A 25,297-nucleotide genomic window follows, 5' to 3' on the forward strand; every position below is an offset into this window, starting at 1 on the left:
GCAACTCTCTCCTCGTCAATCCCTCCAGCTTGCCGCTACAAACTTCTGTGGAGAGGTCCCGGTTATTTTTTTGAACAAGGTACAAAAATACTTCTCATTATGAACGCCAACAGCCTCTGCCAGCTCTAAATTGGAATAATCACTCTTGCGCAGCAGCTCAATAGCCCTCTCAATCCTGCGTTTGGAGACGTAGTCGGTGAAATTGATCCCTAATTCTTTTTTGAAAAGCTCGCTCACATAAGATGGATTCAAATGAATATGCTCCGCTACGACGCCGAGGGAAATCGATTCCTTTAGGTGATCCTCAACGAAACGCATCGCTTTGACCATTTCGGGGCGAAGACCGCTCCCTTCTGCGTGTGCATGAAGCCTTTCCCACTCGATGCGCAGCCGTTCAACGAGCTGATGCAGATGCGTGCAATCCGTAAATACAGCCATAGCCGCTAAATCGGCATGCCCCGCAGGAAGCAGCCGCTGCCGAAGCCGCGTACACCAGCCCTCGACATAGCTGAGCAGCTTGCTTGGGATAACGCGATGACTGTGCAGCACATGAAGCAACGGCGTGAGCGCTTCACCGTTCGACTTTGTATTCATCCGCTCGAGCGTAAGCTCGAAGCGTTCTGTCAGCTCACGCCAGTCGCTCTCGGTGTAGCCTATCCGCCGATTTGGCGTAACCACCGTGCCAAAGCTGGCATAGAAGGTGTCCGCAAGCGCACCTTTGGCCTCGTCATAAGCGGCTGAAGCATGCCCCCAACCATGATGCATACGGCTAACGCCAACGGATACCGATATCCGCAAATACGTCTTAATCGCGTCGCGAATACTCTCCCCGAGCTCGTAGCAGATTCGATCGAACGATTGTTCGCTGCCCGCCCGAATCGTAGCAAGAGCAACGATGACGCCCTGCTGCAACTCACAAGCGAAACAGCTCCCTTTTTCCTGCAGCACTTCTTCAATGATATTCAGCATGCCGTACTTCAGCATGTTGCGGTCAGCTGGCGAGTACTCCGAGCAGAACACCTCGTAGTTATCAAAACGAACAGTTAAACAGCCATATTGCCGCGGCTCAAAGCCTGGCACCAGCTCCGCGCTTCGGCGATCCATAACAGGATCGGATACTTCCCCGCGCAGCAGCTCTTCCAGGAGATGCTTACGCAGTCGATACGAGTTCTCCTTCACCGAGCCGCTGAGACTTTGCAGCCGCCGCTCCTTCTCCTCGCGAGCGATTACGTTGTCACGCGCTTTGGATAAAGCCGTGCGTACATCCTCTTCACGCAGAGGCACCTTGACCAGATATTCAAACACACCCATGGCAATCGCTTGTTTGGCATAAGCGAAGTCGGAATAGGCGCTTAGGATGATGACTTCCACGCCAGGCAAACGTTCCCGAAGCTGTCGCACGAGCTCAATTCCATCCATCCCTGGCATCACGATATCCGTGATAATCAGATCAGGGCGCAGCTGTTCAGCCTGCTCGAGGGCTTCAACGCCTGAATAGGCACGACCAACCAGTCGAAAAGGCATCCGCCGCTCCGTCCATCGCTCGAAATACGTCTCTAACCGCTTCACCATCGGCGGTTCATCATCCACAATGAGGCAAGTCACCTCTCTCATTGCGCCTCCCCCCTTCCTCGTTCCTCCTGCTTCACGTGCTCTTGTGACGTATCGTCTGGGAATGTAAGTGTTACACATGTTCCACGCCCTGGTTCGCTCCATACACTAAGCCCATAAGGCTCCCCGTAGTTCAAACGTATTCGTTGATGAATGTTGTACAAGCCAATTCGTTTACGGTGATCGAAATTTTTCTCCACAGGATCCGCCAACAGAAGCTCCGTGGCTTTGTCAGCCGTCATGCCGACGCCTTCATCCTCAACCTCAATGACGAGATTGCCGTCCCGACGAGCAGCGGATAACCGGATTGCCCCTGATTTACGTCCGCCTGCGTACCCGTGAAAAATGCTATTCTCCACAATCGGCTGAAGCGCCATGCGCAGCACAGGAAGCTGTAAGGTGATCGGATCGATCTCCTCGATCAGCTCAAATTCACAATCGTATCGGATTTTCTGGATATATAAATAATCCTTCACATTCCGAAGCTCCTGCTCCAAGCTAACTCGATCTGAGAACTCCGTAATCCCGTATTCCAGAATCGAAATCAGTGCCTCAATGATGTTATCCACCTCGTGATAGCGGCCAAATGCGACCACATTAGAGATAGACCCTAGCGTGTTGTACAGAAAATGAGGGTTGATTTGAGACTGGAGCACCTCGATCTCCAACTCTTTCTTCTTACGCTCGCCACGGTTCACGTGCTCGATTAAAGTCCTAATTTGACGCAGCATTTCGTCGAACGTTTCAGCCAGCTTGCCGAACTCATCACGGCGTGTGCTTGATATGTTCACGTTCAAATCCCCGTGACGAACTTGGCTTATTTTGCGAATAAGATAATACACGGGCGTTCTAATCATACGGGCTACGAACCCAGCCGTTAACGCACTGAGCAAGAAGCCAAGCAGCAGCAAGCCTATGAAAAATGTCTCCATGCGCTTGAGCGAGGTTTGCAGCGTCGTTCCGTCATAGAAGGCGAATACAATCCATTTGGTTCGCGGATTAATGCTCTTCATAATGGTCACGGCGGTTCCATTCATATTCTCTTTAAAGACATCGTCCTTGGACTCCACAAGCTCCCGACCATCCCGGCCGTCGAATCGCAAGCGATGCTCGACAACACTAAATAGTCGGCTGCCTGCCGGCTCAAGGACGACACGTCCCTCTTTGTCCATAATGCCTAACTGCAAATCATTGCTGCCGCCACCGATTTTCTGCAAACGCTCCTGCATGGCAATCAGATTCAAATCAACAGCCACAGCCATCGGCTCTCCTGCAATGGTTATCGCCTTGGTAAAGGTAACCGTCCAACCAGAGAAGAAATTTTGGTACGGCTGGCTGACCGTCACAGCCCCGTAAGCGTTACTGTAGGCCATTTTATACAGGGGATCACGGTCTTCTCTAGGGTCGTTAATGACCTTGGTGACAGGATTTCCACCCAGAATGGACAAATCCTTGCGAATCACGTACACGTCTGTCAGCATGACCGAGTTCTCCCGATACGCATTCTCTAAGGCAGCTTGCGCAGCCGTCAGATCGTTGCGCCACGAAGCAGCTGAAGTGGAGAGTTGACCGATTGTATTTTGCACAAGAAGAAAGTAAAGATCGATATATTCCTCTTCCTTATGCAGCAACTGTGTCGCTTGGTTGAGCTGACTCGACGTAATTTCATTCTTAATATAGCGGTAGGATAAGCCGCTTAGAATAGCCTCCGAGCTAAGCACGAAGACGAAACAGACCAGAAACAGTCGGAAGGAGATGTTATGAAACCATTTCTTGATCCAATCTCGCATGTGCGCACCCCTCGAAGCTTATACAATGTGGAAAAAGAGGAGGCATCTCCCCTTTTTCCCGATTTATTTATTTGATAACACCGTCACCCTGAAGCTGCTTCGTATAATTCGCGATTGCATCGTTCAGTTTGAATTTGTCCTGTAGTGTCTTCACGTAAGTGTCCCAGTTCGTCAATGGCTCTTTGCCCGTTACGAATTTGAGCATCATCTCATTGGCATACTTGAGGCGATCTTGTGCCATTGGGTCTGCTGGGTCATCGAACACCCGTGGATTTACGTTGTTTTCTTTCAAATAGCTCGTGTTAATCTTCTGGTTCGCGTTCGTGATATCAGGCTTCTGGAAGTCGAAGTATACGCTGTCCGTCGCTTTGCGAACGAAGGCATAATTATAGCGCCACTCAATTTCCTTCTCGTTGTAGGTGGATCTATCAATAAGCTTCGGGGTACCATTTGTCACAGTAAATGACTTATCTTTAATACCATAAGCCAGGAACGGATAAGCGTCTTTATTGGTGTACAAGTACTGAATGAACTGCATAGCACGCTTCGCTTTGCCAGCATCCTTCAAAGCTTCCTTCGAAAGCCCGATGAGCGACTGTTGGAATGGCTTCACATCAAGAATTTGATCTCCATACGGCCCCTTTGGAGGCGCGATTTGCTTCCAATCCGGCACGCTGCCTCCAGCGTCCTGCATTTTCTTCGTTTCTGCAGGCTCCGAACGGCGCCAGTCTTCGATCATAATACCAACCTTGCCTTGGTACATCTTGTTATCACGTTTGAGTCCATCGTCAATCGTTACCCAGTCAGGGTCGACAACTTTGGCATCGATCATTTCTTTGATGAACGTAAGCGCTTCCTTCGTCTTCGCATCGGTGTTGTAGACAACAACCTTACCGTCTTTGACATCCACGAAGTTAGGCTGCACACCAAACATCCAGAAAATCTGCTGGAAGCCTTGCGCACCACTCGTACTGTAACCCAGTGAGCCGTCCTTCGGCAGCATCGCGACGTAGCCATACGTATCGTTCTTGCCATTGCCGTCTGGATCGTTGAAAGTGAACGCTTTCATAACATTGAGCAACTCTTGTGGATTCGTAGGAACAGACAACTTCAGCTTTTGGAGCCAAGTATTGTTGATCCACCAACCGTTAACACCGCCAACAGCTTCGGAAGCTGGTAAACCAATTGTATGTCCTTTGTATTTCATAGGCTCGAGGCGCGAAGGATCGAATGCTTTCGGGAGCTCTGGGAACTCCTTCAACAAATCATCAAGATCGGCCAGTAAGCCTTGATCGTAGTATTTAATCGCTGAGGCACGGTCTGGGAAGGAGACGATGTCAGGAATTTGATTGGAGGAGATCAGCAGGTTGAGCTTATCCTTCCAGTTCTCGCCGCCCATGATCATGTCGAGATCCATATTGTTATCTTTCTCGATCATTTGACGGATCGGATCCTGCTCTTTCGCTGGCATTGGTGTTGTTAAACGATAACCCACCGTGTTGTAAAAGCTAACTTTATACTTCTTGTCAGCTTCCTGCGGCTTAGCCGTTTGCGTCGCTCCAGTAGTGGGAGCAACACTAGCGCTAGGTGAAGCCGTATTCTCGGCCTTGCTGCAGCCAGAAGCAATAACACCTAATAGCACAGTCATACTAAGCAGCGCACTTGCGTGATTCTTTTTCATCTTGAACCTCTCCCTTTAGTCTATTATACATGCTATATCAAGAGTTGACTCTAGATATCATTCGAATTGACCACTCATTAACCCTTAACAGAGCCAAGTAGAACACCTCGGGTAAAATGCTTCTGGATGAACGGATACACGACCAAAATGGGCAAAGTTGTTATGGCGACGGACGCCATTTGGACCGAAATCGGGTTCACTGAGTTAGCTGCTTCAGCTGCATCACCACTAATCGCCACAGAGGCGAGTAAGATCTGCCTTAGAAATAGCTGTACAGGCTGATTCTCTGGGGAGTTGATATAGAGCAGGGCATCGAAATAACTGTTCCAGTGCCAGACGGCGTAGAAAAGACCAATCGTCGCAATAATCGGAACCGAAAGCGGGATAACGATCCGGACTAGAATGGAGATTTCACCCGCTCCATCGATTCGAGCAGCCTCGTCAATGGCCTCAGGCAGCTGTTCGAAGAAGCTTTTTACAATCATGAGATAGAACGCATTGATTAATCCAGGGATGATGAGTGACCATTCCGAGTTGAGTAGTCCTATATTTTTCACGAGCAAGTAGCCCGGAATAATACCGCCGTTGAACAGCATGGTGAATACGATGAAAAGCAGGAACGGGCTTCGACCAGGCAACGCTTTGCGGGAGAGCGGAAGTGCTGTAATGACGGTGAACACCAAGTTCAGCAGCGTACCGACAATGACACGAAAGAGGGTAACTTGGTAGGCGTCGAGTAATCGGCCCCCTTGCATAATCTCTCGGTAAGCAGTCAATGTGGTATGCGTCGGGATAATGACCAGCCCGTCTTTCTTAATGAACTCGGATATCGGTGTCAGCGAGACGCTGATGACATACAGGAACGGCAATACACAGGAAGCAGCGAGCAGGCTGAGCAGCAAATAGTTAATGCCTTGGGCGAGTCGGTCGCCGGTAGTCATGTGACGCATGGATGATTCCTCCTTCTACCAGATTTGTCCGTCGAATTTTTTGGCAATCCGATTCGCACCAAGTACAAGCACGAAGCCGATCACCGATTTAAACAACCCGACAGCGGTAGCAAGTCCAATGCGTCCCTCTTGTAAACCGACCCTATACACCCATGTCTCGATAACGTCGGCCTTCTCTTGATTGAGCGGATTGAGCATGATGAAGATTTGATCAAAACCGACATCGAGTATGGCGCTAAGCCGCAAGACAAGCATTAGGATGATGACGTTGCGAATACCAGGTAGTGTAATATGCCACAACTGCCGGGACTGGGATGCGCCATCCATCGTCGCCGCTTCGTATAGGCTCGGATCAATACCGGTGAGTGCTGCCAAGTAAATGATGGCTCCCCAGCCCACCGACTGCCAGATGTCCGTTGTGACGATCAGCGATCGAATTAAACCCGACTCTGTTAAGAAGGATATGCGGTCTAAGTGGAAGGCAGTTAACAACTGGTTAACGAGCCCTGTTCCAGGTGCTAGGAAAGCCACCAATAAGCCGTAGATGATGACCCAAGACAGAAAGTGAGGCAAGTAGGTCAGGGTTTGGATGGTTCTTTTGAACCCCGTTGAAGTGACGGCATTGAGCATTAAAGCGAGTATAATCGGCGCTGGAAACGAAAATATGAGCTTGTAAAACGAGATCAGAATGGTATTTCCGATAATTTGCTTGAAATACACGCCATCGAAAAATAGCTGAAAGTTCTGCCAGCCGACCCACGGGCTTTCCCATAGTCCTTGCAGGACGTTATAGTTCTTAAATGCAGCGGCGATGTACACCATCGGCACATATTTGAATACCGCAAAGTACAGCAAGCCCGGAATTAATAGGGCATACATCACACCGTATCTTCGCAGCAGGTTCATCGTTCGATGCATGAGCTGCCTCTCCTCTCTCTGTTGGTTATACCTTTATTGTAGCGCTGTGGAACGTCCAATCCTTTTCATATCTTTGGCAGATGGTCTAAAATCTTCGGAAATGCGAAAGCCGCCTCCCGAGAGGGAGACGGCTTGGCTTGATCAGTTTTTGACGAGTGTGATGTAGTCATAAGCGAGATTGTAGGTGCTGGCGGACGCGTTTTTGCCTGTCACTGTGAAGCGGAATGTCTGGTTGCCAGCTGTACCAATCGTGACCGTGCCTAGGTTAGACTCTGTATACCCAGAAGTTGCGGCATACTGGTCTACCGTCGAACCCAAATTTGTGCCGTTAACTGCGAGCTGATAAATCCCTTTATTGAACGCTTTGCGATTGCCAACGTACACGGTATACGTTCCTGTCTGCGGTACATTCACTGTGTATTGCACGTAATCACCTACGCCGTTGCCATTCAAATTATTGAATGATCCTGCGCTAGCAGGTGCATCTGCGTAATTCGCTTGAGAGTCGCCAGAGGATGTTGTGACGGGTAAGGACTCCGCTTCATACACCGTCGTAGCGGACACCTCGCTAAAGTTCACATCATCAACGAGCATCCACTGTGTCGAAGTGGCATTGGACGTAAAGGCAATCGTTGCCTGACCATTGGTCACGGGGATGTTATTCAACGTGATTTGCGTCCACGTGCTGGTTGTGGGAACCGTCATATTCATCTCCGCTCCGCCGTAGTTCAGCACACGCATCATCGCCTGCGACTGGCCACCGGAGCTCTTCACCCATGCGCTGAGCTGATACGTACCATTGGCGATACCGTTGAGATTCTGCTTCGTCGTAACCAGATAATTGCTGGCCTTCGCGTGCTTTAAGGAACGCGTGCCTGTATGCGCATCCGTCGTCGTCATGAAGCTGGCATCTTTATCATAGGTTTCAATCCAGTTCGGCGTATCTTGATCGGTATAGCCCTTGGATGTGTCCTTTACCGTAAACTCCATCTGAGGATTGCCCAGAAGGTTGGCGTTAGGGTAGCTCTTTGCGTAAAAACGGAAGTAATCGAACTCACTTTCACCTGGCAGCTTCGTGTAGTCCGAGACTGTCCTGTAGCCCAACGCTGTCATCCAAAAATTCGCTGGCGCAAATGGCATCGGTGTCGTTGTGGTATTGATCGTATTGACGACTGTACCGTCAAGGTAGAACTTAATTGCCGTCGGCGTCCATTCATACCCATAGACATGCCACGCGTCAGGTGTAACGCTCACTTGCTGACGCGGCGAGCCGTAGCCTGGAATATACGTGATCGTCCCCGTATCATAGTAGCCATTGGCGGAGTCATGCTCGAAGCCATCGATCTCCGTTGCCTGATTATAAAATGGCAAATTACCTGCAGCAATTTCGGCCGTCAATCCGGTTATGTTATTAGCGGCGATATGATTGCTGAGTCCCATACTCCAGAAGGAAGAATGCAGCCCTGTCGTGCTATTAAACAGCTTCGCTCTAGTCTCATAGTAGCCATAGCCGAACAGCTTCTTCGAAACTAAGCCCCCACAAGTGTTGTACCACGTGCCATTAATCTGCTCACGTTTAAAATCAATGTGCAAAGAGCCGCCCGATTCACGTACGTTCTCTTTGCGATTGTAGCCCAGTGAGTAGGGCCCTGCGTCGCGGTACATCCAGTCGTTCTCATTGATCGCGGTGTCGTCAAATTCATCGGCATAAAATAACGTGTAGCCAGCAGGTGCAGTCGCCGAAGCAGGGGTGGGTGAAATTGTCGATAGCGTCGCAGTGGCCAACAAGCATACGGGTAATACCGTGCGAAGCGGACTAAGCCATTTCAAATTCATCATTAATCTCCTCCTAATGGAATTTGGATGTTGTACGTTCGACTCCCCTCTCGTTCAAGAACGGCACACAGCAAGACAGCAGGGTCCCCGCTATCGTCGAACCACAGCTGGGGGCGTTCCAGTCTGAGGACGGATTGTGCGACCTGATGAGCCCAGGGAATTTGCAGATCAAAAGCCAGTACATGCCGCGATGGCCGCCACGAAATTCCGTCTGATGATTCAAATAAGGCCACAGAGCCACGTTCAGATTTCGTAAAATAACCTTGAAAATCCTTCATCAGTGCATAGTACCCATTGCCCTTACACCATACGCAAGGGTCCTCTACCGCCCAATCATTCGTTGGGTTCGTCACCGTCGGCTCTGGCTGCTTGCGGAACGGTCCCCGCGGATGATCGGCAAAGGCAACACCTGCGTTAACAGCACCGCCCTTCGGAGGATGCCCCTCAGCCACACCTTTGTACATCATCAGGATACGGCCGTCAGCGGTCTCACACACCGTAGGGTTGCTCGTCATGAGTCCGTCCCACTCTCCTGGGGAGACATCGAGCACGGGCGACGCCCCACGCGTCCATGGACCTTCAGGATGGTCAGCCACAGCAACACCGATACGTTGGTGGTTGCGATACGTCCACCATGTTGCCTCATTGGCAGGTTGGTCGAGATCAAAATCGGGGCCATGCGTCCCCATGTAATACAGATAATAACGATTACCGTGGCGCAAAATCGCGGGATTGTGCGCTACATCCCTGTCCCAGCTCGCTGCGCCATCTCTACAGGTCCAGAGCGTATCCACATGGTGGAACGGTCCCATTGGATTGTCGGCGACCGCATAGGCGATTTCGGAATGCGTGACCCAGGCTTCAAAACCAGCGCGTTCAGGCCAACGCGAGTAGAACAAGTAATACCTCCCCTCCTCATCTCGTGTCATCGATCCACACCAAACATGCCATCCTTCTAGCTCGAACTTCGCTTGGGCCGGCACCGGCCGAAGCAATTCTTGAAAATTCATGCGCACCTCTCCTAGCTGTGTAAGGGTTTACATTGGTACAGAATCAGTGTAAGGGGTACGACACACTGAAAGGTTTCATATTTTCGTAAGATGGTTTGAAGTTTTGGGGATGTATGGTCGTTCACGTTGTCTAGAGTGGTCAGAGTTTAGATATTAATTTGCGGGGACCCCGAGAGAGGTCGTTTTTATCGCCAACCAAGCTGCAAACTGTAACCAGCCTACTCTCCATCTACTGTGAAATGCAAAAGTGCAACTTCTCTCTATCAAATACACGATTTCGGCTAAAATTGATGCAAAAAGGCATCAATTTCTGTATTTACAGCTCTGTTTTGACCTTTTCGACCCCAAAAGATGCCTTTTTGCATGTATTTAAAACGATCAAGTCAATTCCTCTGAAAAGGATGCTCTTTTGCATTTTTGCTATCTGTGAACCGAACATAAATAAGAGGCAAGCTTCGCTTACCCCAAAAACTTATAAATTCTGATATTTCAAAAAAAAAGACCAGCTCCAATGAGCTGGCCTTATCTCTAACAATTAGTAAGTCAATCCTGGGTAAAGCGGGAATTGCGCCGTTAGATCAGATACCATGCCACGAGCTTTTTCAAGCGTAGCTTCGTCTTTCGGGTTTTTCAACGTAAGAGCAATGACTTTCGCGATGGTTTTCATCGCTTCTTCGTCCATGCCACGGGAAGTCACAGCTGGAGTACCCAAACGAATACCGCTTGTGATGAACGGGCTAGTTGGGTCGAAAGGAATCGCGTTTTTGTTCGCTGTAATACCGATTTCATCAAGAACGTGCTCTGCGTCTTTACCTGAGATGTTCAGGTTACGCAAGTCAACCAACATCAAGTGGTTATCCGTACCGCCGGAAACTAGGTTGATACCTTCAGCTGTAAGAGCTGTTGCCAAAGCTTGAGCGTTGTTGATCACGTTTTGACCGTACACTTTGAAATCCGGTTGAAGAGCTTCACCGAAGGAAACAGCTTTAGCTGCGATCGTGTGCATCAAAGGTCCGCCTTGGGAACCAGGGAATACCGCTTTATCAATCGCTGCAGCCCAAGCTTTTTTCGTAAGAATCATACCGCCGCGAGGACCGCGAAGTGTTTTGTGTGTTGTGGTTGTTACGAAATGTGCATGTGGCACTGGGTTCGGGTGCAAGCCAGCCGCAACTAGACCAGCGATATGCGCCATATCGACGAAGAACAATGCGCCTACATCGTTAGCGATAGATGCTAAAGCTTCGAAATCAATCGTACGCGGGTACGCACTTGCACCAGCTACTAGCATGCGAGGCTTATGTTTGAAAGCTGCTTTGCGAACATCGTCATAGTCGATGCGGAAATCTTTTTCGCTTACACCGTAAGCTACGAAGTTGTAAAGAATACCGGAAGCATTTACAGGGCTACCATGTGTTAAGTGGCCACCATGCGCAAGGTTCATACCAAGAACCGTGTCACCAGGGTTTAGCGCAGCTAAGTAAACAGCCATGTTCGCTTGTGCACCGGAGTGAGGTTGAACGTTCGCGTGCTCAGCACCGAAAAGCTCTTTCGCGCGGTCACGAGCGATGTCTTCCACGATGTCTACGTACTCACAGCCACCATAGTATCTTTTGCCTGGGTAGCCTTCCGCGTATTTGTTCGTAAGTACAGTACCCATAGCTTCAAGGACTGCTTGGCTCACGATGTTCTCGGAAGCGATTAGCTCAATTTTGTCGCGTTGACGGCCTAGCTCAAGGTTCATAGCTTCTACGATTTTCGGATCTTGTTTGCTCAAAAAGTTTGTCATAGGGAATTCCTCCTAAGGATGTTAGATAAAATATTAGCAATCTGCATCAGGTGCAGCTTGTTGATAAAGTTGATCCGCCAGCTCAGCGGAGTACACAGCTCTAGTACCACCGATCAGCTTCGGCCGAGTGAATGCCATCGTGACATAAGCCTGGCCAATATGGCGAACTGGCGGCCTTGCGGGAACAGCGACTCTGCGCAGATGCATGCCGATCAGCGTGGAGCCAATATCGATGCCCGCATGCGCCTGAATCGTCTCAACAACGACCGGTTTCGCGAGGTGTCTGTACGCGTAGGAAGCCATGGAGCCCCCGGCCTTCGGCACGGGAATCACGGAGACGGGCTCAAGCTGCGGCGCTAGCGTCAGCAGCTCTTCCTCCACAACCAGCGCACGATTCAGATGCTCGCAGCATTGATAAGCCGCATGCAGCCCGAACTCGCCGCAGATACGCGCAACCGTCTCAAAAATCGGCTTCGCCGCATCCAGCGTACCCGATGTACCAATCCGATGCCCGAGAATTTCACTCGTGCTCGTGCCGATCACCAAGATGTTGCCGGGACGCAGGCTGCCAACTGTAATCAGCTCACGCAGGTTCGCTTCCAAAGCTTCTGCTATAGGTTCATACATAGAATCTGTCATTGTGGCTCCCTCATCTCTAGGGATGTACCGTGAAACGATCTTCGATGCTCTGTACTTTGTTAATACGATTCTTGTGGCGGACACCTTCTGAGAACTCGGTTTCCAGCCAAATTTTCACGATTTCTTCCGCTACGCCAGGACCAACTACACGCTCACCCATCGCTAGCACGTTCGTATCATTATGTTCACGCGTCGCTTTCGCTGAGAAAAGATCGTGCACAAGTGCACAGCGGATTCCCGGAACTTTATTGGCAGCAATGGACATCCCAATGCCAGTTCCACAAAGCAGAATCCCTTTATCTGCGTCTCCCGAAACGACTTTTTCGCAAACTTGAAGTGCATAATCTGGGTAATCGACGGAGTCGCCGCAGCTGCATCCGAAATCAATCACTTGATGACCTAATGATTCAATAAAAGGAATGATAACATCTTTCAAACGATAGCCTGCATGATCAGCACCTAAAGCAATTTTCATGAATAGAACGCTCCTTTTGACTTGTTCGAATTCGACCATCCTATTATATCCCAAAGCTCACCAAAAACGAAAAAAAGAGCGCACACGCTAGAAAACGCGCGTTGCTCTTTTGCCCAGGCGACCGGCCGTATAGCTCAATGCTCCATTGTGGTTAATCCCACTCGTCGCCAGTTACATTGAGTCTTGCTTGTTACTTGTATTTTATCGCATTCCCAGCGATGTGTAAAGCTATATTGACCTATCTCATGCAAGTGAAGACAGAGTTATAGGCTTGCTGTTGATTTTAGCGTAATTTTCTCACCAATTTATCTAAGCTCCGACCAATTTCCTCGGCAGTGTACCGGTAATCGGCCAGCGACCCGCCATAGGGATCCGAAATATCGTAATCGGGGATCGAATTTTCCAGCGTATACATGCGGCTTCTTTCTTCCACGGATACGGTCTGAGATAGCGCCTGTTTGAGCTGAAGCTCTGTCGCAAGCTGCTCCCGTTCTTCAATCGCCTTCAGAATACGAGCATCGTCTTCCACATACTCTTTGAGCGTATACGTCTTCTCGACCGCATGAGGATAACGTTGAATGACTGTACGCTTATGCCCCGTCGTCATCGTCAAGATCAGATCAGCCCAATCCACATCCGCCGCGCCAATCGCTAGAGAATTGATAGATTCCTTAAAGCCCGCTTCGTGAAGAAGCGACTGGCTGTTTCTCGAGATCGGACCACCCGTCATCGCAGATACACCTGCTGAACGAACCTCCGCCGCAAGCCCCTCTTGATGCACCCTCATACGCAGCAAACCTTCAGCTAACGGACTGCGGCACGTATTTCCTGTACAGACAAATAGAATTCGCAACATGAAATCCTCCCGATATAAGCATTTTAAACCTTATTATTTCAAAAGCTAACTCCCCATATTGTATCATAGTAAAAACTTGATCCCAAACCCTAATAGGATGAGTCCGCCGAATGCCTCGCCATATTCCCCAACCCAACCGCTAACCCGTCTGCCTAGCAATAGGCCAGCTATCGAAAGCAATCCGCCAAACAGACCGAAGATGAGCACTGTAAGCACGATGTCCGTAGCAAACATCCCCAGAGAAACGCCCACAGAGAACGAATCTATACTAACACTAAGGGCGAAAATGATAAGCCCCCATAACGTTCGATGATCGAAAGCCGTTGCTTCTTCCCCTCGTATCGAGCTATACACCATATGCGCGCCGAGCAAAATAAGTAAACATCCCCCTGCAGCTGTCGCAACGTTCCCCAGAAGGAGCGAGACATACTGTCCCATAAACATGCCCATAAGTGGCATAAGCACGTGGAAAATGCCGATCACAATGCTGATTTTCAAAATATCCAACAAACGAATGCCCTTCATTCCTATGCCAATTCCTAACGAAAAAGCATCTAGGCCCAAAGCAATCGCCATTATTCCAATTGTCATGAGTTGCCCAACTTGTACCCCAGATGCGAGCATAGCACGATCCCCCTTGTCCACGATTCTTTCTCAAGATATGCGGACAAACTGGGAATCATGCTAGTCACAATAAACGGCTACGCCGTCCTGCTTGGACTTCTCACAGTGTTTAACCAGAAATATAAGACAATTTAGGGCGTGAAACTTATAAAATCTTATATGTTAGAGACGGATCCGCTCATGACCCGCTGCTTTCAACAGTCGATTCATAATCGCGCGGCCAATGCCTGAATCTGGAACACCTTCTGCAACAATATAGCTTATGCCTTCCTGATCAAAAGCCCGCAGAGCGGCATATAGCTCCCGAGCAATCGTATCTGGCTCAGATAATGAGCCGCACGCGAGAACGAGATCTGCGCGATACCCCCGTACTCTTTCTTCGAAAGTGAGAATACCCGTCGATTCCCCCCGTAACTTCGCAGCATCAATATCGCGTTGAATCCAAGCGGAGACTTCCTGCTCGTCATCCCCCTGCACAATGCGCATATAGCCCTTCGGCGCATAATGCGCATACTTCATACCCGGCGCGCGAGGCGTATCGGCAGCTTCTACCTCTGTCGGCTCAGCGGCATGAATACGCATGTCAGGCAAAACCGCTTGCAGCTGTTCCGCAGTCACCCCACCCGGCCTCAGCACATGTAACACGCCGTCTACAAGCTGAATAACTGTGGACTCGACACCAACACCTGTTGCACCACCGTCTACGATTCCGCCAATTTTGCCATCCAAATCATCACGTACATGCGATGCCATTGTCGGGCTCGGTCTACCCGAGCTATTCGCGCTTGGCGCTGCAATAGGAAGTCCCGCTTCACGCAGAAGCTTAAGTGCAACTGGATGATCCGGTATTCGGATGCCAACAGTTTGCAGACCAGCCGTAACTAACGGCGAAAGGCTACCTGCAATAACAGGTAGCACAATGGTTAATGGCCCGGGCCAGAAAGCCTTCATCAGTGTTTGGTGATGGCTTGTGATGCAATCTGGCTGAACAAGGCCTGGGAGCTGCTTCGCATCAGCTATATGAACAATCAGAGGATTGTCGGAGGGTCTCCCCTTTGCGGCAAAAATCTGCTTAACCGCTGCGGTATTGGTCGCATCCGCACCAAGTCCATACACCGTTTCGGTCGGAAAGGCGACTGTTCCCCCCTGCTGCAAGAGGCTCGCCGCCTCATCTATATCCTGCGCTATCGCGCGCTCTTCGCCTTGATTCACGTTCCAGTAGATTGTCACAATCACTCTCATCCTTACATATATGAAATGAAATAGGTAGCCGTAAAATATCAGATAAAGATGTATAATTGCAGGTTTTTGAATTTAGCTGAACCACGAAAAGATCGCTTTGAACATTTCCCAAATAAAGAACTTCACTTTCGGTTGAGCTGGTTCTTCGGTCGTGGAAGCTGAAGCTGCTGCTACCTCAACTTTAGCGTCTTTCTTTGCCACTTTCTCCGTCGATGCAGCTTTATCTTTACTTGCCACTGCGTCTTTCTTCTTTGCAGACGGTGTTTCACTAGCTTTACTTTCTTTCACGGGCTGCTTTTCCTTGCCGTTCTCATCCGTTGTTTTGGCTACGACGACTGCAGCCGAAGCAACTGCTTCTCCAGATACAGAATCTACAAAACATAATGGCGGGAACAGCACGCACCACCAATTCTGGCCTTCTCCAGAACCAATCACAACTCGCAAAGCTTCATAATCCCCTGCTGGGTAGACGTCATTTCCGTACATTTTCGTTGGAAAAGGGACAACCCCAAGCTCAACTGTATGCGGATAGTTGTAGCCGCGTGATGCAATCATCTCTCCAACGAGTTGATCGAATTCTGGTAAGTGCGCATTCACAACTGCTCTAGCCTCGTCCAAAGAATGCGGTCCTACGACCCATTCCGCCATACGAGCAATTATCGCATCACGAATCTCACGTTTCAAAGCTTGGTCTTGCGCAGAATCCGAATTTGCTAGAATGCGCAAACGAATAGATTCCTCTGGTATAGTAGGCGAAATTACCGCCGCGTTCGTACGATTGGATTCCCAACACATAATCATAAGGATAAGTGCAAAAGCAATGAATAATAGACTCTTAACTGAGTGGCGCTCCGTTCTCTTAACCATGGAGAGTAGCCCCTTTCCCGTCATCTACTAGCCAGTATGGACAATAGTGGGTGGGGCTAAACCTATGAATCTATGATTTTTTGCAAAATGATAGAGTTGGTCCGCCGAGGAAATAAGCGGAAAGAAAAGCAGCCGATCGGTGAAGCAATCGGCTACTCGGGAGAGCGGATCGCGATCACGTGGCGATCGATCCCTTGGAGATCCTGCACGAAGCGGATCTCCGTCCAGTTAGCTGCGGCGCGCAACAACGCCGCAACCGCCTCCGCCTGCCCGATGCCCACCTCGAACCCGACCACGGTCGGGATTCGCGGCAGCCGGTGCAGCTGCGAGACCATACGGCGGTACAGGTCGAGTCCCTCGACACCGCCGAACAGAGCTGTGTGCGGCTCGAATAGCCGCACCTCGGGCATCAGCGCCGGCAGGTCGCCATCAGGGATATACGGTGGGTTCGACACCACGATATCCGGCGCGAGCCCGCGCTCAATATAAGGCTCGAGGAGGTCACCCTCGAGCCACTCGATCCGCGCAGCCACGTCATGGCGCTGCGCGTTCTTGCAGGCCATCTCCAGCGCTGCCGCGGAGATGTCGCTGGCTGCCACGCGCCACGCAGGGCGCGCGTGCGCGATCGTCACCGGGATGATGCCGCTCCCGGTGCCCACATCCGCAAGGAGCGGAGCGCCTTGCGGGAACAGACGCGAGCCCTCGTGGAGCAACGCCTCCACGAGCAGCTCGGTCTCCGGCCGGGGGATTAGCACGGCCGGCCCCACAGCAAATGGAAGGCCGAAGAAATCCTGCTCACCGGTGATGTACTGCACCGGCTCACCCGCGGCCTTCCTTGCAACTAGCTGGTCCCATGTGGCGACCAGCTCTTCAGGCATCTGTTCCTGCCACCAGCGGAACAGCAATTCCGTGCGCGTGCAGCCGCCTAAGAGGTGCTGCAGCAGCAGTTCCGTGCAAGACGAAGCCTCTGCGACGCCTTGCTCTGCTAAAAAAGAAGAAGCCTTCACAAAGGCTTCTCTCACAGTCATGTTCGCAGTCGTCATTACATCGCCTCTAAGGCATCGGATTGTGCAGCAATCGTTAATGCTGACACAATTTCCGCCATATCACCGTTTAACACGGTTTCCAAGCGGTGTAACGTCAAGCCGATACGATGATCGGTAATCCGGCTTTGCGGGAAGTTGTAGGTACGAATACGCTCTGAACGGTCGCCCGTTCCGACTTTGCTTTTACGCTCGCCAGCATATTTCGCTTCTTCTTCTTCACGCATTTTATCTGAAATACGCGCGCGCAGTACGCGAAGCGCTTGTTCTTTATTGGAGTTCTGGGATTTACCATCCTGACACGTCGCCACAATACCCGTTGGTACGTGTGTAACACGCACAGCGGATTTCGTTGTATTAACCGACTGACCGCCCGCTCCACTGGAACAGAACGTATCAACACGAATATCGGCATCATGAATGATAATTTCCACATCTTCCGCTTCTGGCATAACCACAACCGTTGACGTTGAGGTATGAATCCGCCCGCCGGATTCTGTTACTGGGATACGTTGAACACGATGTGCCCCGCTCTCAAACTTGAGCTTACTGTAAGCACCTTTACCCGTAATCATGAAAATAATCTCTTTAAATCCGCCCAAATCATTCACGGAAGCATCGAGAATCTCTGTTCTCCAGCCTTGCGCATCCGCGTAACGCGTATACATCCGGTAAAGATCGCCTGCGAACAGCGCTGCTTCATCGCCGCCTGCCGCTCCGCGAATTTCCACGATGACGTTCTTGTCATCGTTAGGGTCTTTCGGCATCATCAGGATGCGGAGATGTTCTTCCAGTTTAGCGGATTGCTCGCTAAGCTCTTCGATCTCCATTTTGACCATTTCACGCATCTCATCGTCCAGCTTCTCATTCTGCATCACTTTCGCATCAGCCAGCTGTTCGCTCACGCTCTTATATTCATTATAAGCATCGTAAGACTCCTGAAGATCAGATTGCTCTTTGGAATATTCTCTTAGTTTCTTCGTATCACTCGTTACATCCGGGTCACACAATAACTCGCTTAATTTCTCATAGCGGTCCACAATGGACTGAAGTCGATCCAACATAGGGGATCACTCCTTTCTTGTTTTTATTATCAATTAAACATTGAAGCGGAAATGCATAACGTCGCCGTCATTCACCACGTACTCTTTACCTTCGAGGCGCACTTGGCCTTTTTCTTTCGCACCCGCCATGGATCCAGCAGCAGCCAAATCGTTATAAGAAACAACCTCTGCACGAATAAATCCACGTTCAAAATCCGTATGAATAACGCCTGCTGCTTGAGGAGCTTTCGTTCCTTTACGGATCGTCCATGCTCTAACCTCTTGAACACCAGCTGTGAAATACGTGTATAAGCCTAACTTTCTATACGCTGCTTTGATCAATCTATTCAAGCCGGACTCTTGAAGTCCCAGCTCTTCCAGGAACATGGCTTTTTCTTCGTCTTCCAGCTCAGCGATTTCGGATTCAACCTTCGCACTAATAGAAACAACTTCGTTGTTTTCTTTCTCAGCGAATTCCTTCACAATTTTAACGTATGCATTGTCGTCCGCAGTTGCAACCTCATCTTCACTCACGTTTGCCGCGTAGAGCACTGGCTTCATCGTCAGTAAATGCAGATCGCGAACTAGAAGACGCTCGTCGTCTGTTAAATCCAAGCTGCGTGCTGGCATATCATTATATAAGGCTTCTTTGATACGTTCCAAACACTCAACTTCAGCTACCACTTTCTTGTCGCCGCCTTTGAGGTTTTTGCGCGAACGCTCGATCTTTTTATCAACCGACTCAATATCTGCCAAAATCAATTCAAGATTAATCGTCTCGATGTCGCCAATCGGATCGACTTTCCCAGAAACGTGTGTAATATTATCATCCTCAAAACAACGTACAACATGCACAATCGCATCGACTTCACGGATGTGTGCTAGAAATTTATTACCAAGGCCCTCGCCTTTGCTCGCACCTTTAACCAAACCCGCAATGTCAACGAATTCGAAGGCTGTCGGAACGATGCTCTTAGGCACAACGATTTCCACCAGCTTCTGCAATCTCTCGTCTGGTACTTCTACTACCCCAACATTCGGATCGATCGTACAGAACGGATAATTCGCAGATTCTGCCCCCGCCTGTGTAATTGCATTAAACAATGTCGATTTTCCTACGTTCGGTAGACCGACGATACCTGCTTTCAAAGCCATTGTCGTTACAACTCCTTAATTTTCGAAAATCATCCTTCTTATTATATAGTACTTGGAGGGCAAAAAAAAGCCTGCAAGCTATTGATTGGCTGCAGTCTTTTTTTCCATTGCTTTTTTGAACTCGTCATCCCGCTTCTGCTCGAAGTAGGTTTCAATCTGATTACGTAGGATGAACCCGCGCAGCGCATTGCTTTGTTCCTCAGGATAGCTTTCGAAGCTGGCGCCGTAATAGTAGCTGTCTTCCAGCTTTTCTTTCCGTATAATTTCCAACTTGCACGGCAGTTCAAAACCTAAATCCAACTCGACTTGAAGCAAGCACTTCTTATGAAGAATACCATCGATCATGGAATTATCGTTGATGGTAAACCCAATTCCATTCATCGAGATATTTTTAATGGATAGTTCAATGGGATTTTCAAGGACATGCAGTTCTTTTTGTTTGATATTCTGGAAACCCATAATCTGACCTATGTTTTTCACAGTCACCCGCGGGAACTCCCGTTTCTCCGAAAACTTCTTTCGATTCTCAGGTGGATTGATCACAATGAGTGAACCAGGTTCTTTCGCTACGACTGTCGTTTGAAGGACGAATAGACCCGATTTGGTGTATAACGTCATTTTCGCCTTGTCTCCAAGCTGAAAAACATCATATTCGGGGAACTCGATCTCCATGATGTCTCCTTGGGCATAGGTAAGAATACCTGTAGACACGAAATCATCCTTGGACAGAACAGCCTTACAATCAATCAATACTTCCGCATCGTATCCTTCTTTACTCCCATACCGCTTCAACGCATCCTGCTTCATCGCCATGTGTACCAACACCCTCCCTCTATCAATGGATTCTACAGAACTTCTCCGCACAAAATAGACTGCCCCCACCTAAAGGAGCAGCCTATCACCTTAATCAAAAAAACATCGATTTTCGGTAACCAGGCTGCCATAGCTCATTAGAACCGTAGACCCTCAGCTTTGCGTCCTTGCTTTTCAACAAGTTTGCTATTGTCGAACCCTGCCGTGTCATTGTATGTAAGCTCATCGTTTATGGTCTGAAAGACCCAAAAAGTCCCACTGATATCACCATTATACGTAGCCTAGATATTTCTTTCAACTAAAATCCTTGCATAGGCGATGTTTTTATTGTATGAATGTGTAGTGGATTGAATATCCACAGGTTTATAAGTTATCCACATTGTTATCCACAGCTTGTTAACAACGAATATTTGTTCGGACTTTTATACACATGTGGATAAACTATTATTGCGAGGTGTCCCCCTGTGGATGAACATATGGATGAACATATCCCTTGGATGAGAGAAGCGATTGGAGAGGCGCTGAAAGCCGAAGCCATCCGCGAAGTTCCGATTGGCGCGATCGTCGTCCATCAAGGTCAAATCATTGGCCGCGGCTACAATTTGCGGGAAACAACTTTAGATCCTCTCGCGCATGCGGAGATGATTGCAATTAAACAAGCAAGCGAGCATTTGCAGGCATGGCGCTTGTTGGACTGCCAGCTCTATGTGACGCTGGAGCCTTGTCCTATGTGTGCAGGTGCGATCGTGCAAGCGCGCATTCCGCAGGTCATTTACGGTACGGTGGATCCGAAGGCAGGCTGTGCGGGGACGTTGATGAACTTGCTGCAGGAGGACCGGTTTAATCACCGTGTCGATGTGGTTAGTGGTGTTCTGCAAGAGGAGTGCTCGACGATGCTGACGCAATTTTTCCGAAAATTACGCGGGAAGGCTTAGAGACGCGTAATGTTTGTCCTTGGGTTAAAATGGTTGCACCCCGAAAACATCTCGTGTTAGAATGACGATACTATGCGCCCGTAGCTCAGCAGGATAGAGCAACAGTTTCCTAAACTGTAGGTCGTACGTTCGAATCGTATCGGGCGCGCCATGGATAAAGACTCTAGAACCGTACTATTGTGCGGTTCTTTTTTGCGTTTGTGAAGCTAGGGTCGGGCGCCGTACGGCTGGACTTAAATCAAAAGGACATTTGGCGAAGTTTGTCGAATAGGGGGTTGAACGATTGCATTATTTTTTTCAAATCTGTCAAGGGGGAATCGAATAATGAAATCACTCAAGAGCAAGTTCATCCTTATCACTTTAACTTTAGTGGTTGTCCCTATGCTCTTTACAACTTTGTTTCATTATCTGTTTGTGACGAAACAATATGCTGCGACCATTGAAGAGAAGAATCGGGCTTTCGCCGCCTCTCTCTCATCCAATGTCGCTTCTTATATCAAAGGCTCGTTCGACGTCATTAATGAAATTGCGGATGAGCCGGAAGTGGCCGCTTTTAACACGGAGGCGCAGAAATCGGCGTTGGAACGGGCGGTGCTGCGAAATCCGCAATATGAGCTGCTGTATATTCAGGATATGGAAGGGATGCAAACAGCACGTTCAGAAGGGGTTCTCACGAACCGCAGGGATCGGTGGTGGTTCAAGCAATTACAGGAGAGGCATCCGAGCTTCGTGAGCAAAGCGTACTATTCTGTGTTCAGCAATGCGCCAATAACTTCAATTTTTGTGCCGATCACAAGCCGCTCGGGAGAGACGGTTGGTTTTATAGGCGCAGATATTCTTGTGGACGAGCTTCAAGCATTAGTGGAACGGAATTCGCTCGGCAAAGGGAGCTTTAGCTTTATTATTGATGGGGAAGGCACTGTTGTCGCACACCCAGACAAAATGCTCGTACAGGAAATGTACAACTTTAAGTCGTCAACGAAAGTAATCTGGAAGAAAGACCAGAACGGCCAAAATGTAAAGGACGATAAAGGCAATGAAATAACGGAAGTGCAGCCCATCAAGCTGGACCCAGCATTGAGCGAACTGACGAAACACGTCCTGCAGGGTGAAACCGGCACTGGCAGCTTCGAGGACAGCAATCGTAAGCAATTCGTTGCGGCGTACACACCGGTCAAGCTGCCGGGAGCTTCAGACCGCTGGGCTGTCATTACGGTACAAAATGAATCAGAGGCCTATGCGTTCGTGTACGATCTCCAAAGAAAAGTGCTATGGCTTTCGCTTTTTCTAGCCGTCGCAGCCAGCCTGGTCATCTGGTTTTCCTCCTCGCTGCTTCTGACGCCGATTACCCGGCTTATGCAGATCATGGAGAAGGCAGCGCAAGGTGATCTTACCCACCGGTCGCAATATCGTTCCAAGGATGAAATCGGACGTTTGACAACGAGCTACAATAAGATGATGGACAACATCGGGGAAAGTTTGAAGGACATCAAGGCCGCCTTTTCGCGTGTGTCTACCGCCTCCAATGTGCTTGCAGAGACAACCCGCGAAACTTCATTATCCATTAATGAAGCCGCCTACTCCATTACCCGTGTCGTGGAAAGCGGCAACGGCCAGAACGAGCATTCCGTTCGGAGTGTGCAATTGTCAGGCGAGCTGTCCGCAGCTTTTGCTCAAATGGCCGCCGAGATGGAGCGGTGTACACAAGTCTCAGCAGAAGCGCTTGCTCTCCAACATGAGGAATTGAAGGCGGTTGAAACGTTCGTAAGGGATACCGAGCAGCGTAAGGATAGTCTGCTCGCTGCAGCAAACCTAGTCGAGTCGTTTAGCAGCAAAGTGGCTGATGTGGAGCAGATAAGCAAGGAGTTCTTGACTTTTGCTTCGCTTGCAGCCCAACTTGCACTGGGAGAGCGATCCAGCGGGGCTTTAGCCGAAGTCCGTAAGATGGCTGCAACTGCACTTCAAATTTGCCGCAGCATGGATGCCATCGTAACGTCACTGCGCGACGATACCAACAAAGCGCAGCAATGGATCGCAGTCGCAAAGCTGTCAACCGCGGGTCAAACGGAAGCTGCGGTTAATTCAATCGCGGTTTTGGATGGAATCAGCCATTCAATCGCGAACATTCATGAGTCAAACAGCAGCGCGGTCAAGCAGTTAGGCCTCGTTAGCGAGAAGCGCGAGCAATTATCTGCGCTGATTACGGTTATTGCCGACGTATCGCGGCTGGTTTCCGATGTATCCATGACGATCAGCGCAGAAACGGAGCAGCAAGCAGCGGCTATGGATGAAATCAGCCATTTGAGCGATTCACTGAACAATAGCGCCAAACTGGTCTCGGAGCGCATCAAGTCATTCCGGATTGGCTGAATCCGAGAGGCTAGTCAGACTATCAGAGGTGAGGATATGAACACTTTTTCACTGCGCGGCTGGCTCATTTCGCTTGCTGCTGTTCTCGTTATACTGACCGCCAGCGGTATGATCGCTTTCAGCTACAACGTTGTATACAAGCAGATGGAACGAAAAGTATTGCAAACTAATGAGGCTTTCGCGAAGAAAATGGCGAATGCCGACAATGAGGCGCTCGAAGAAATGAAGCGGTATCTTAGAGCGAAATCGAGCGCTATTTCCACCAGTGTCGACAATCCGCAGTTGATTAAGGACGTGTTCTCGATCACGGAACATAACCATTTCTTTAATTCGACCGTCTACATCGACGAGACGGGAGTTTTTGTCGCCAGCTATCCGGATGTGAATGTCATTGGCAAAAAGTCAGCTCTACCCAGTATGCCTTATAATTTAAGGGAGCCTTTCATTACGACTCCGATGGTTGCAGCAACAGGACGACTTGTGGTCGCCATGTCGGTTCCGGTATTTGACGAGAAGATGAGATTCTGCGGCAATTTGGTCGGTTCGATTTATTTGGAGGACAATAATGTTTTGTCGCGAATTGCCGGTGAAAGCTGGTCGGAAGACGGGTCTTATTACTGGGCAACGGATCAGGAAGGACATGTACTCTATCATCCGAATATAGACCGAATTAGTGACGACGCTTCACAGAGCGAAATCGTTCATGAACTGCTTCAAGGTAAAAGCGGCAGCAAACGTGTTTCGGATACACAAGGAACGGAAGTACTCGCAGGCTACGCCATCGTACCGTCTACTGGTTGGGGAGTTGCCTCGCAAACCCCAGTTGCAGCCGTAAAAGCTTCCGCCGTAAAGGCAGTAAAGCAAATTGGTTTAATCGTGCTGCCTATGGCAGCCGTCATTATCCTGCTCGCATGGTTTGTAATTGGGAAGCTGCTGCGGCCGCTGCGGCAGTTGGCAGCCTACTCCGAGTCGCTCATCGACAATGCCGCGAAGAGCGAAACGCTCGACAGTGTTTCTTCCTGGTATACGGAAACCGACCAAATCAAAAAAACGATCACGTTTTATAAGGAAGCGCTAGAACGGGAAGTAACAGATTTGAAAAAAGAATCCTTAACCGACAAGTTAACGGGTCTCGCGAACCGCCGCCATGTGGACGAATTGATGGAAGCGTGGCATGAACAAGGTATTCCTTTTGCAATGGCTATAATCGATATCGATCATTTCAAAAAGCTGAACGACAAATTCGGACATACAATGGGTGACAAAGCGCTGAGCAGATTGGCGGACGTGATGCGAACTGTAGCAAGAGAACAGGATGTTTGCGGCCGTTACGGTGGAGAAGAGTTCATCCTGCTGCTGCCGCAAACAGACTTAGAAACCGCCTATTCCGTTATAGAGAATTTGCACGCCAACCTGCGGTTAACACCTGTAATCGCCACAAATTGTGTAACGGTTTCGGCAGGTATCGGTTGCTTTCCCGAGCATTCCCGCAATATAAAGACGCTGTACGCGCTTACGGACGCGGCTTTGTATCAGGCGAAGCACGAGGGACGCAATCGGACGATTCTAGTTAATCGTACCTGAACGCAATGCTGCTATACTATGCTTCAGGTGTTCGAACCGACCTTCGCCCGTCACATAGAGGAACTGCAT

21 protein-coding genes, 1 tRNA gene and 2 riboswitches are annotated in these 25,297 nt (G+C 49.5%); of the genes, 4 read left to right on the forward strand and 18 right to left on the reverse strand.

Translation table 11 applies throughout. The features are described from left to right. Positions 1 to 15: 15 nt before the first annotated feature. The 18 genes from AC58QO_RS26955 to AC58QO_RS27040 form a co-directional block, all read right to left on the reverse strand. Positions 16 to 1,614 carry a response regulator gene (locus AC58QO_RS26955; RefSeq protein WP_497270981.1) on the reverse strand — a complete coding sequence of 533 codons (1,599 nt, stop codon included), beginning with the start codon at positions 1,612 to 1,614 and terminating at the stop codon, positions 16 to 18. Beyond that, positions 1,611 to 3,401 carry a cache domain-containing sensor histidine kinase gene (locus tag AC58QO_RS26960; protein WP_497270983.1) on the reverse strand — a complete coding sequence of 597 codons (1,791 nt, stop codon included), beginning with the start codon at positions 3,399 to 3,401 and terminating at the stop codon, positions 1,611 to 1,613. The genes AC58QO_RS26955 and AC58QO_RS26960 overlap by 4 nt, the downstream gene beginning before the upstream one ends. Before the next feature lie 67 nt (positions 3,402 to 3,468). Continuing rightward, positions 3,469 to 5,082, reverse strand: coding sequence for a type 2 periplasmic-binding domain-containing protein (locus tag AC58QO_RS26965; RefSeq protein WP_497270984.1), 1,614 nt, complete (start codon positions 5,080 to 5,082; stop codon positions 3,469 to 3,471). Between the two features lie 77 nt (positions 5,083 to 5,159). Next, positions 5,160 to 6,032: a carbohydrate ABC transporter permease gene (locus AC58QO_RS26970; protein ID WP_497270986.1), complete on the reverse strand. Its 873-nt coding sequence runs from the start codon at positions 6,030 to 6,032 to the stop codon at positions 5,160 to 5,162. 15 nt (positions 6,033 to 6,047) lie between these two features. Continuing rightward, a complete protein-coding gene (locus AC58QO_RS26975; protein WP_497270988.1) occupies positions 6,048 to 6,950 on the reverse strand; it encodes an ABC transporter permease in 903 nt (300 codons plus the stop codon). Between the two features lie 141 nt (positions 6,951 to 7,091). Next, a complete protein-coding gene (locus tag AC58QO_RS26980) occupies positions 7,092 to 8,789 on the reverse strand; it encodes a family 16 glycosylhydrolase (protein ID WP_497270990.1) in 1,698 nt (565 codons plus the stop codon). Then, positions 8,789 to 9,796, reverse strand: coding sequence for a glycoside hydrolase family protein (locus tag AC58QO_RS26985; protein ID WP_497270992.1), 1,008 nt, complete (start codon positions 9,794 to 9,796; stop codon positions 8,789 to 8,791). Before AC58QO_RS26985 ends, AC58QO_RS26980 begins: the two co-directional genes overlap by 1 nt. Positions 9,797 to 10,331: 535 nt before the next feature. Continuing rightward, positions 10,332 to 11,582: a serine hydroxymethyltransferase gene (gene glyA / locus AC58QO_RS26990; RefSeq protein ID WP_497270994.1), complete on the reverse strand. Its 1,251-nt coding sequence runs from the start codon at positions 11,580 to 11,582 to the stop codon at positions 10,332 to 10,334. Between the two features lie 33 nt (positions 11,583 to 11,615). Beyond that, a complete protein-coding gene (locus AC58QO_RS26995; RefSeq protein ID WP_497270996.1) occupies positions 11,616 to 12,221 on the reverse strand; it encodes a TIGR01440 family protein in 606 nt (201 codons plus the stop codon). A 16-nt stretch (positions 12,222 to 12,237) separates the two neighbouring features. Continuing rightward, on the reverse strand, positions 12,238 to 12,696 hold the full coding sequence (gene rpiB / locus AC58QO_RS27000; protein ID WP_436233390.1) for a ribose 5-phosphate isomerase B: 459 nt from the start codon (positions 12,694 to 12,696) through the stop codon (positions 12,238 to 12,240). A 104-nt stretch (positions 12,697 to 12,800) separates the two neighbouring features. Next, positions 12,801 to 12,881: riboswitch (ZMP/ZTP riboswitch) on the reverse strand. Between the two features lie 98 nt (positions 12,882 to 12,979). Beyond that, positions 12,980 to 13,552: a low molecular weight protein arginine phosphatase gene (locus tag AC58QO_RS27005; RefSeq protein ID WP_497270998.1), complete on the reverse strand. Its 573-nt coding sequence runs from the start codon at positions 13,550 to 13,552 to the stop codon at positions 12,980 to 12,982. Between the two features lie 63 nt (positions 13,553 to 13,615). Then, on the reverse strand, positions 13,616 to 14,176 hold the full coding sequence (locus tag AC58QO_RS27010) for a manganese efflux pump MntP (protein ID WP_497271000.1): 561 nt from the start codon (positions 14,174 to 14,176) through the stop codon (positions 13,616 to 13,618). A gap of 162 nt (positions 14,177 to 14,338) precedes the next feature. After that, complete coding sequence (locus tag AC58QO_RS27015; protein ID WP_497271002.1) at positions 14,339 to 15,406, reverse strand: L-threonylcarbamoyladenylate synthase; 1,068 nt, start codon at positions 15,404 to 15,406, stop codon at positions 14,339 to 14,341. Positions 15,407 to 15,490: 84 nt separating this feature from the next. Continuing rightward, positions 15,491 to 16,285: a stage II sporulation protein R gene (spoIIR, locus tag AC58QO_RS27020; RefSeq protein ID WP_497271004.1), complete on the reverse strand. Its 795-nt coding sequence runs from the start codon at positions 16,283 to 16,285 to the stop codon at positions 15,491 to 15,493. 152 nt (positions 16,286 to 16,437) lie between these two features. Beyond that, the gene (gene prmC / locus AC58QO_RS27025; RefSeq protein ID WP_497271006.1) at positions 16,438 to 17,328 is read right to left on the reverse strand and encodes a peptide chain release factor N(5)-glutamine methyltransferase; all 891 of its coding nucleotides are present in this window, start codon (positions 17,326 to 17,328) and stop codon (positions 16,438 to 16,440) included. Continuing rightward, entirely contained in the window at positions 17,328 to 18,392 is a 1,065-nt protein-coding gene (gene prfA, locus AC58QO_RS27030; protein ID WP_497271008.1) for a peptide chain release factor 1, read from the reverse strand. Before prfA ends, prmC begins: the two co-directional genes overlap by 1 nt. A 33-nt stretch (positions 18,393 to 18,425) precedes the next feature. Then, positions 18,426 to 19,526 carry a redox-regulated ATPase YchF gene (ychF, locus tag AC58QO_RS27035; RefSeq protein WP_497271010.1) on the reverse strand — a complete coding sequence of 367 codons (1,101 nt, stop codon included), beginning with the start codon at positions 19,524 to 19,526 and terminating at the stop codon, positions 18,426 to 18,428. 78 nt (positions 19,527 to 19,604) lie between these two features. After that, complete coding sequence (locus tag AC58QO_RS27040) at positions 19,605 to 20,339, reverse strand: PilZ domain-containing protein (protein WP_497271012.1); 735 nt, start codon at positions 20,337 to 20,339, stop codon at positions 19,605 to 19,607. Positions 20,340 to 20,450: 111 nt separating this feature from the next. Then, positions 20,451 to 20,537, reverse strand: a riboswitch (cyclic di-GMP riboswitch). A gap of 278 nt (positions 20,538 to 20,815) precedes the next feature. On the opposite strand from AC58QO_RS27040, the gene tadA reads away from it, so the two are divergent. The 4 genes from tadA (at position 20,816) to AC58QO_RS27060 (ending at position 25,228) form a co-directional block, all read left to right on the forward strand. Beyond that, positions 20,816 to 21,274: a tRNA adenosine(34) deaminase TadA gene (gene tadA / locus AC58QO_RS27045; RefSeq protein WP_497271052.1), complete on the forward strand. Its 459-nt coding sequence runs from the start codon at positions 20,816 to 20,818 to the stop codon at positions 21,272 to 21,274. Between the two features lie 74 nt (positions 21,275 to 21,348). Beyond that, a tRNA-Arg gene (locus tag AC58QO_RS27050) sits at positions 21,349 to 21,425 on the forward strand. Positions 21,426 to 21,598: 173 nt separating this feature from the next. Next, positions 21,599 to 23,644, forward strand: coding sequence for a methyl-accepting chemotaxis protein (locus AC58QO_RS27055; protein ID WP_497271014.1), 2,046 nt, complete (start codon positions 21,599 to 21,601; stop codon positions 23,642 to 23,644). 36 nt (positions 23,645 to 23,680) lie between these two features. Continuing rightward, complete coding sequence (locus AC58QO_RS27060; RefSeq protein ID WP_497271016.1) at positions 23,681 to 25,228, forward strand: sensor domain-containing diguanylate cyclase; 1,548 nt, start codon at positions 23,681 to 23,683, stop codon at positions 25,226 to 25,228. The last annotated feature ends 69 nt before the right edge of the window (positions 25,229 to 25,297 follow it).

The organism is Paenibacillus sp. J31R30, from assembly GCF_059692115.1.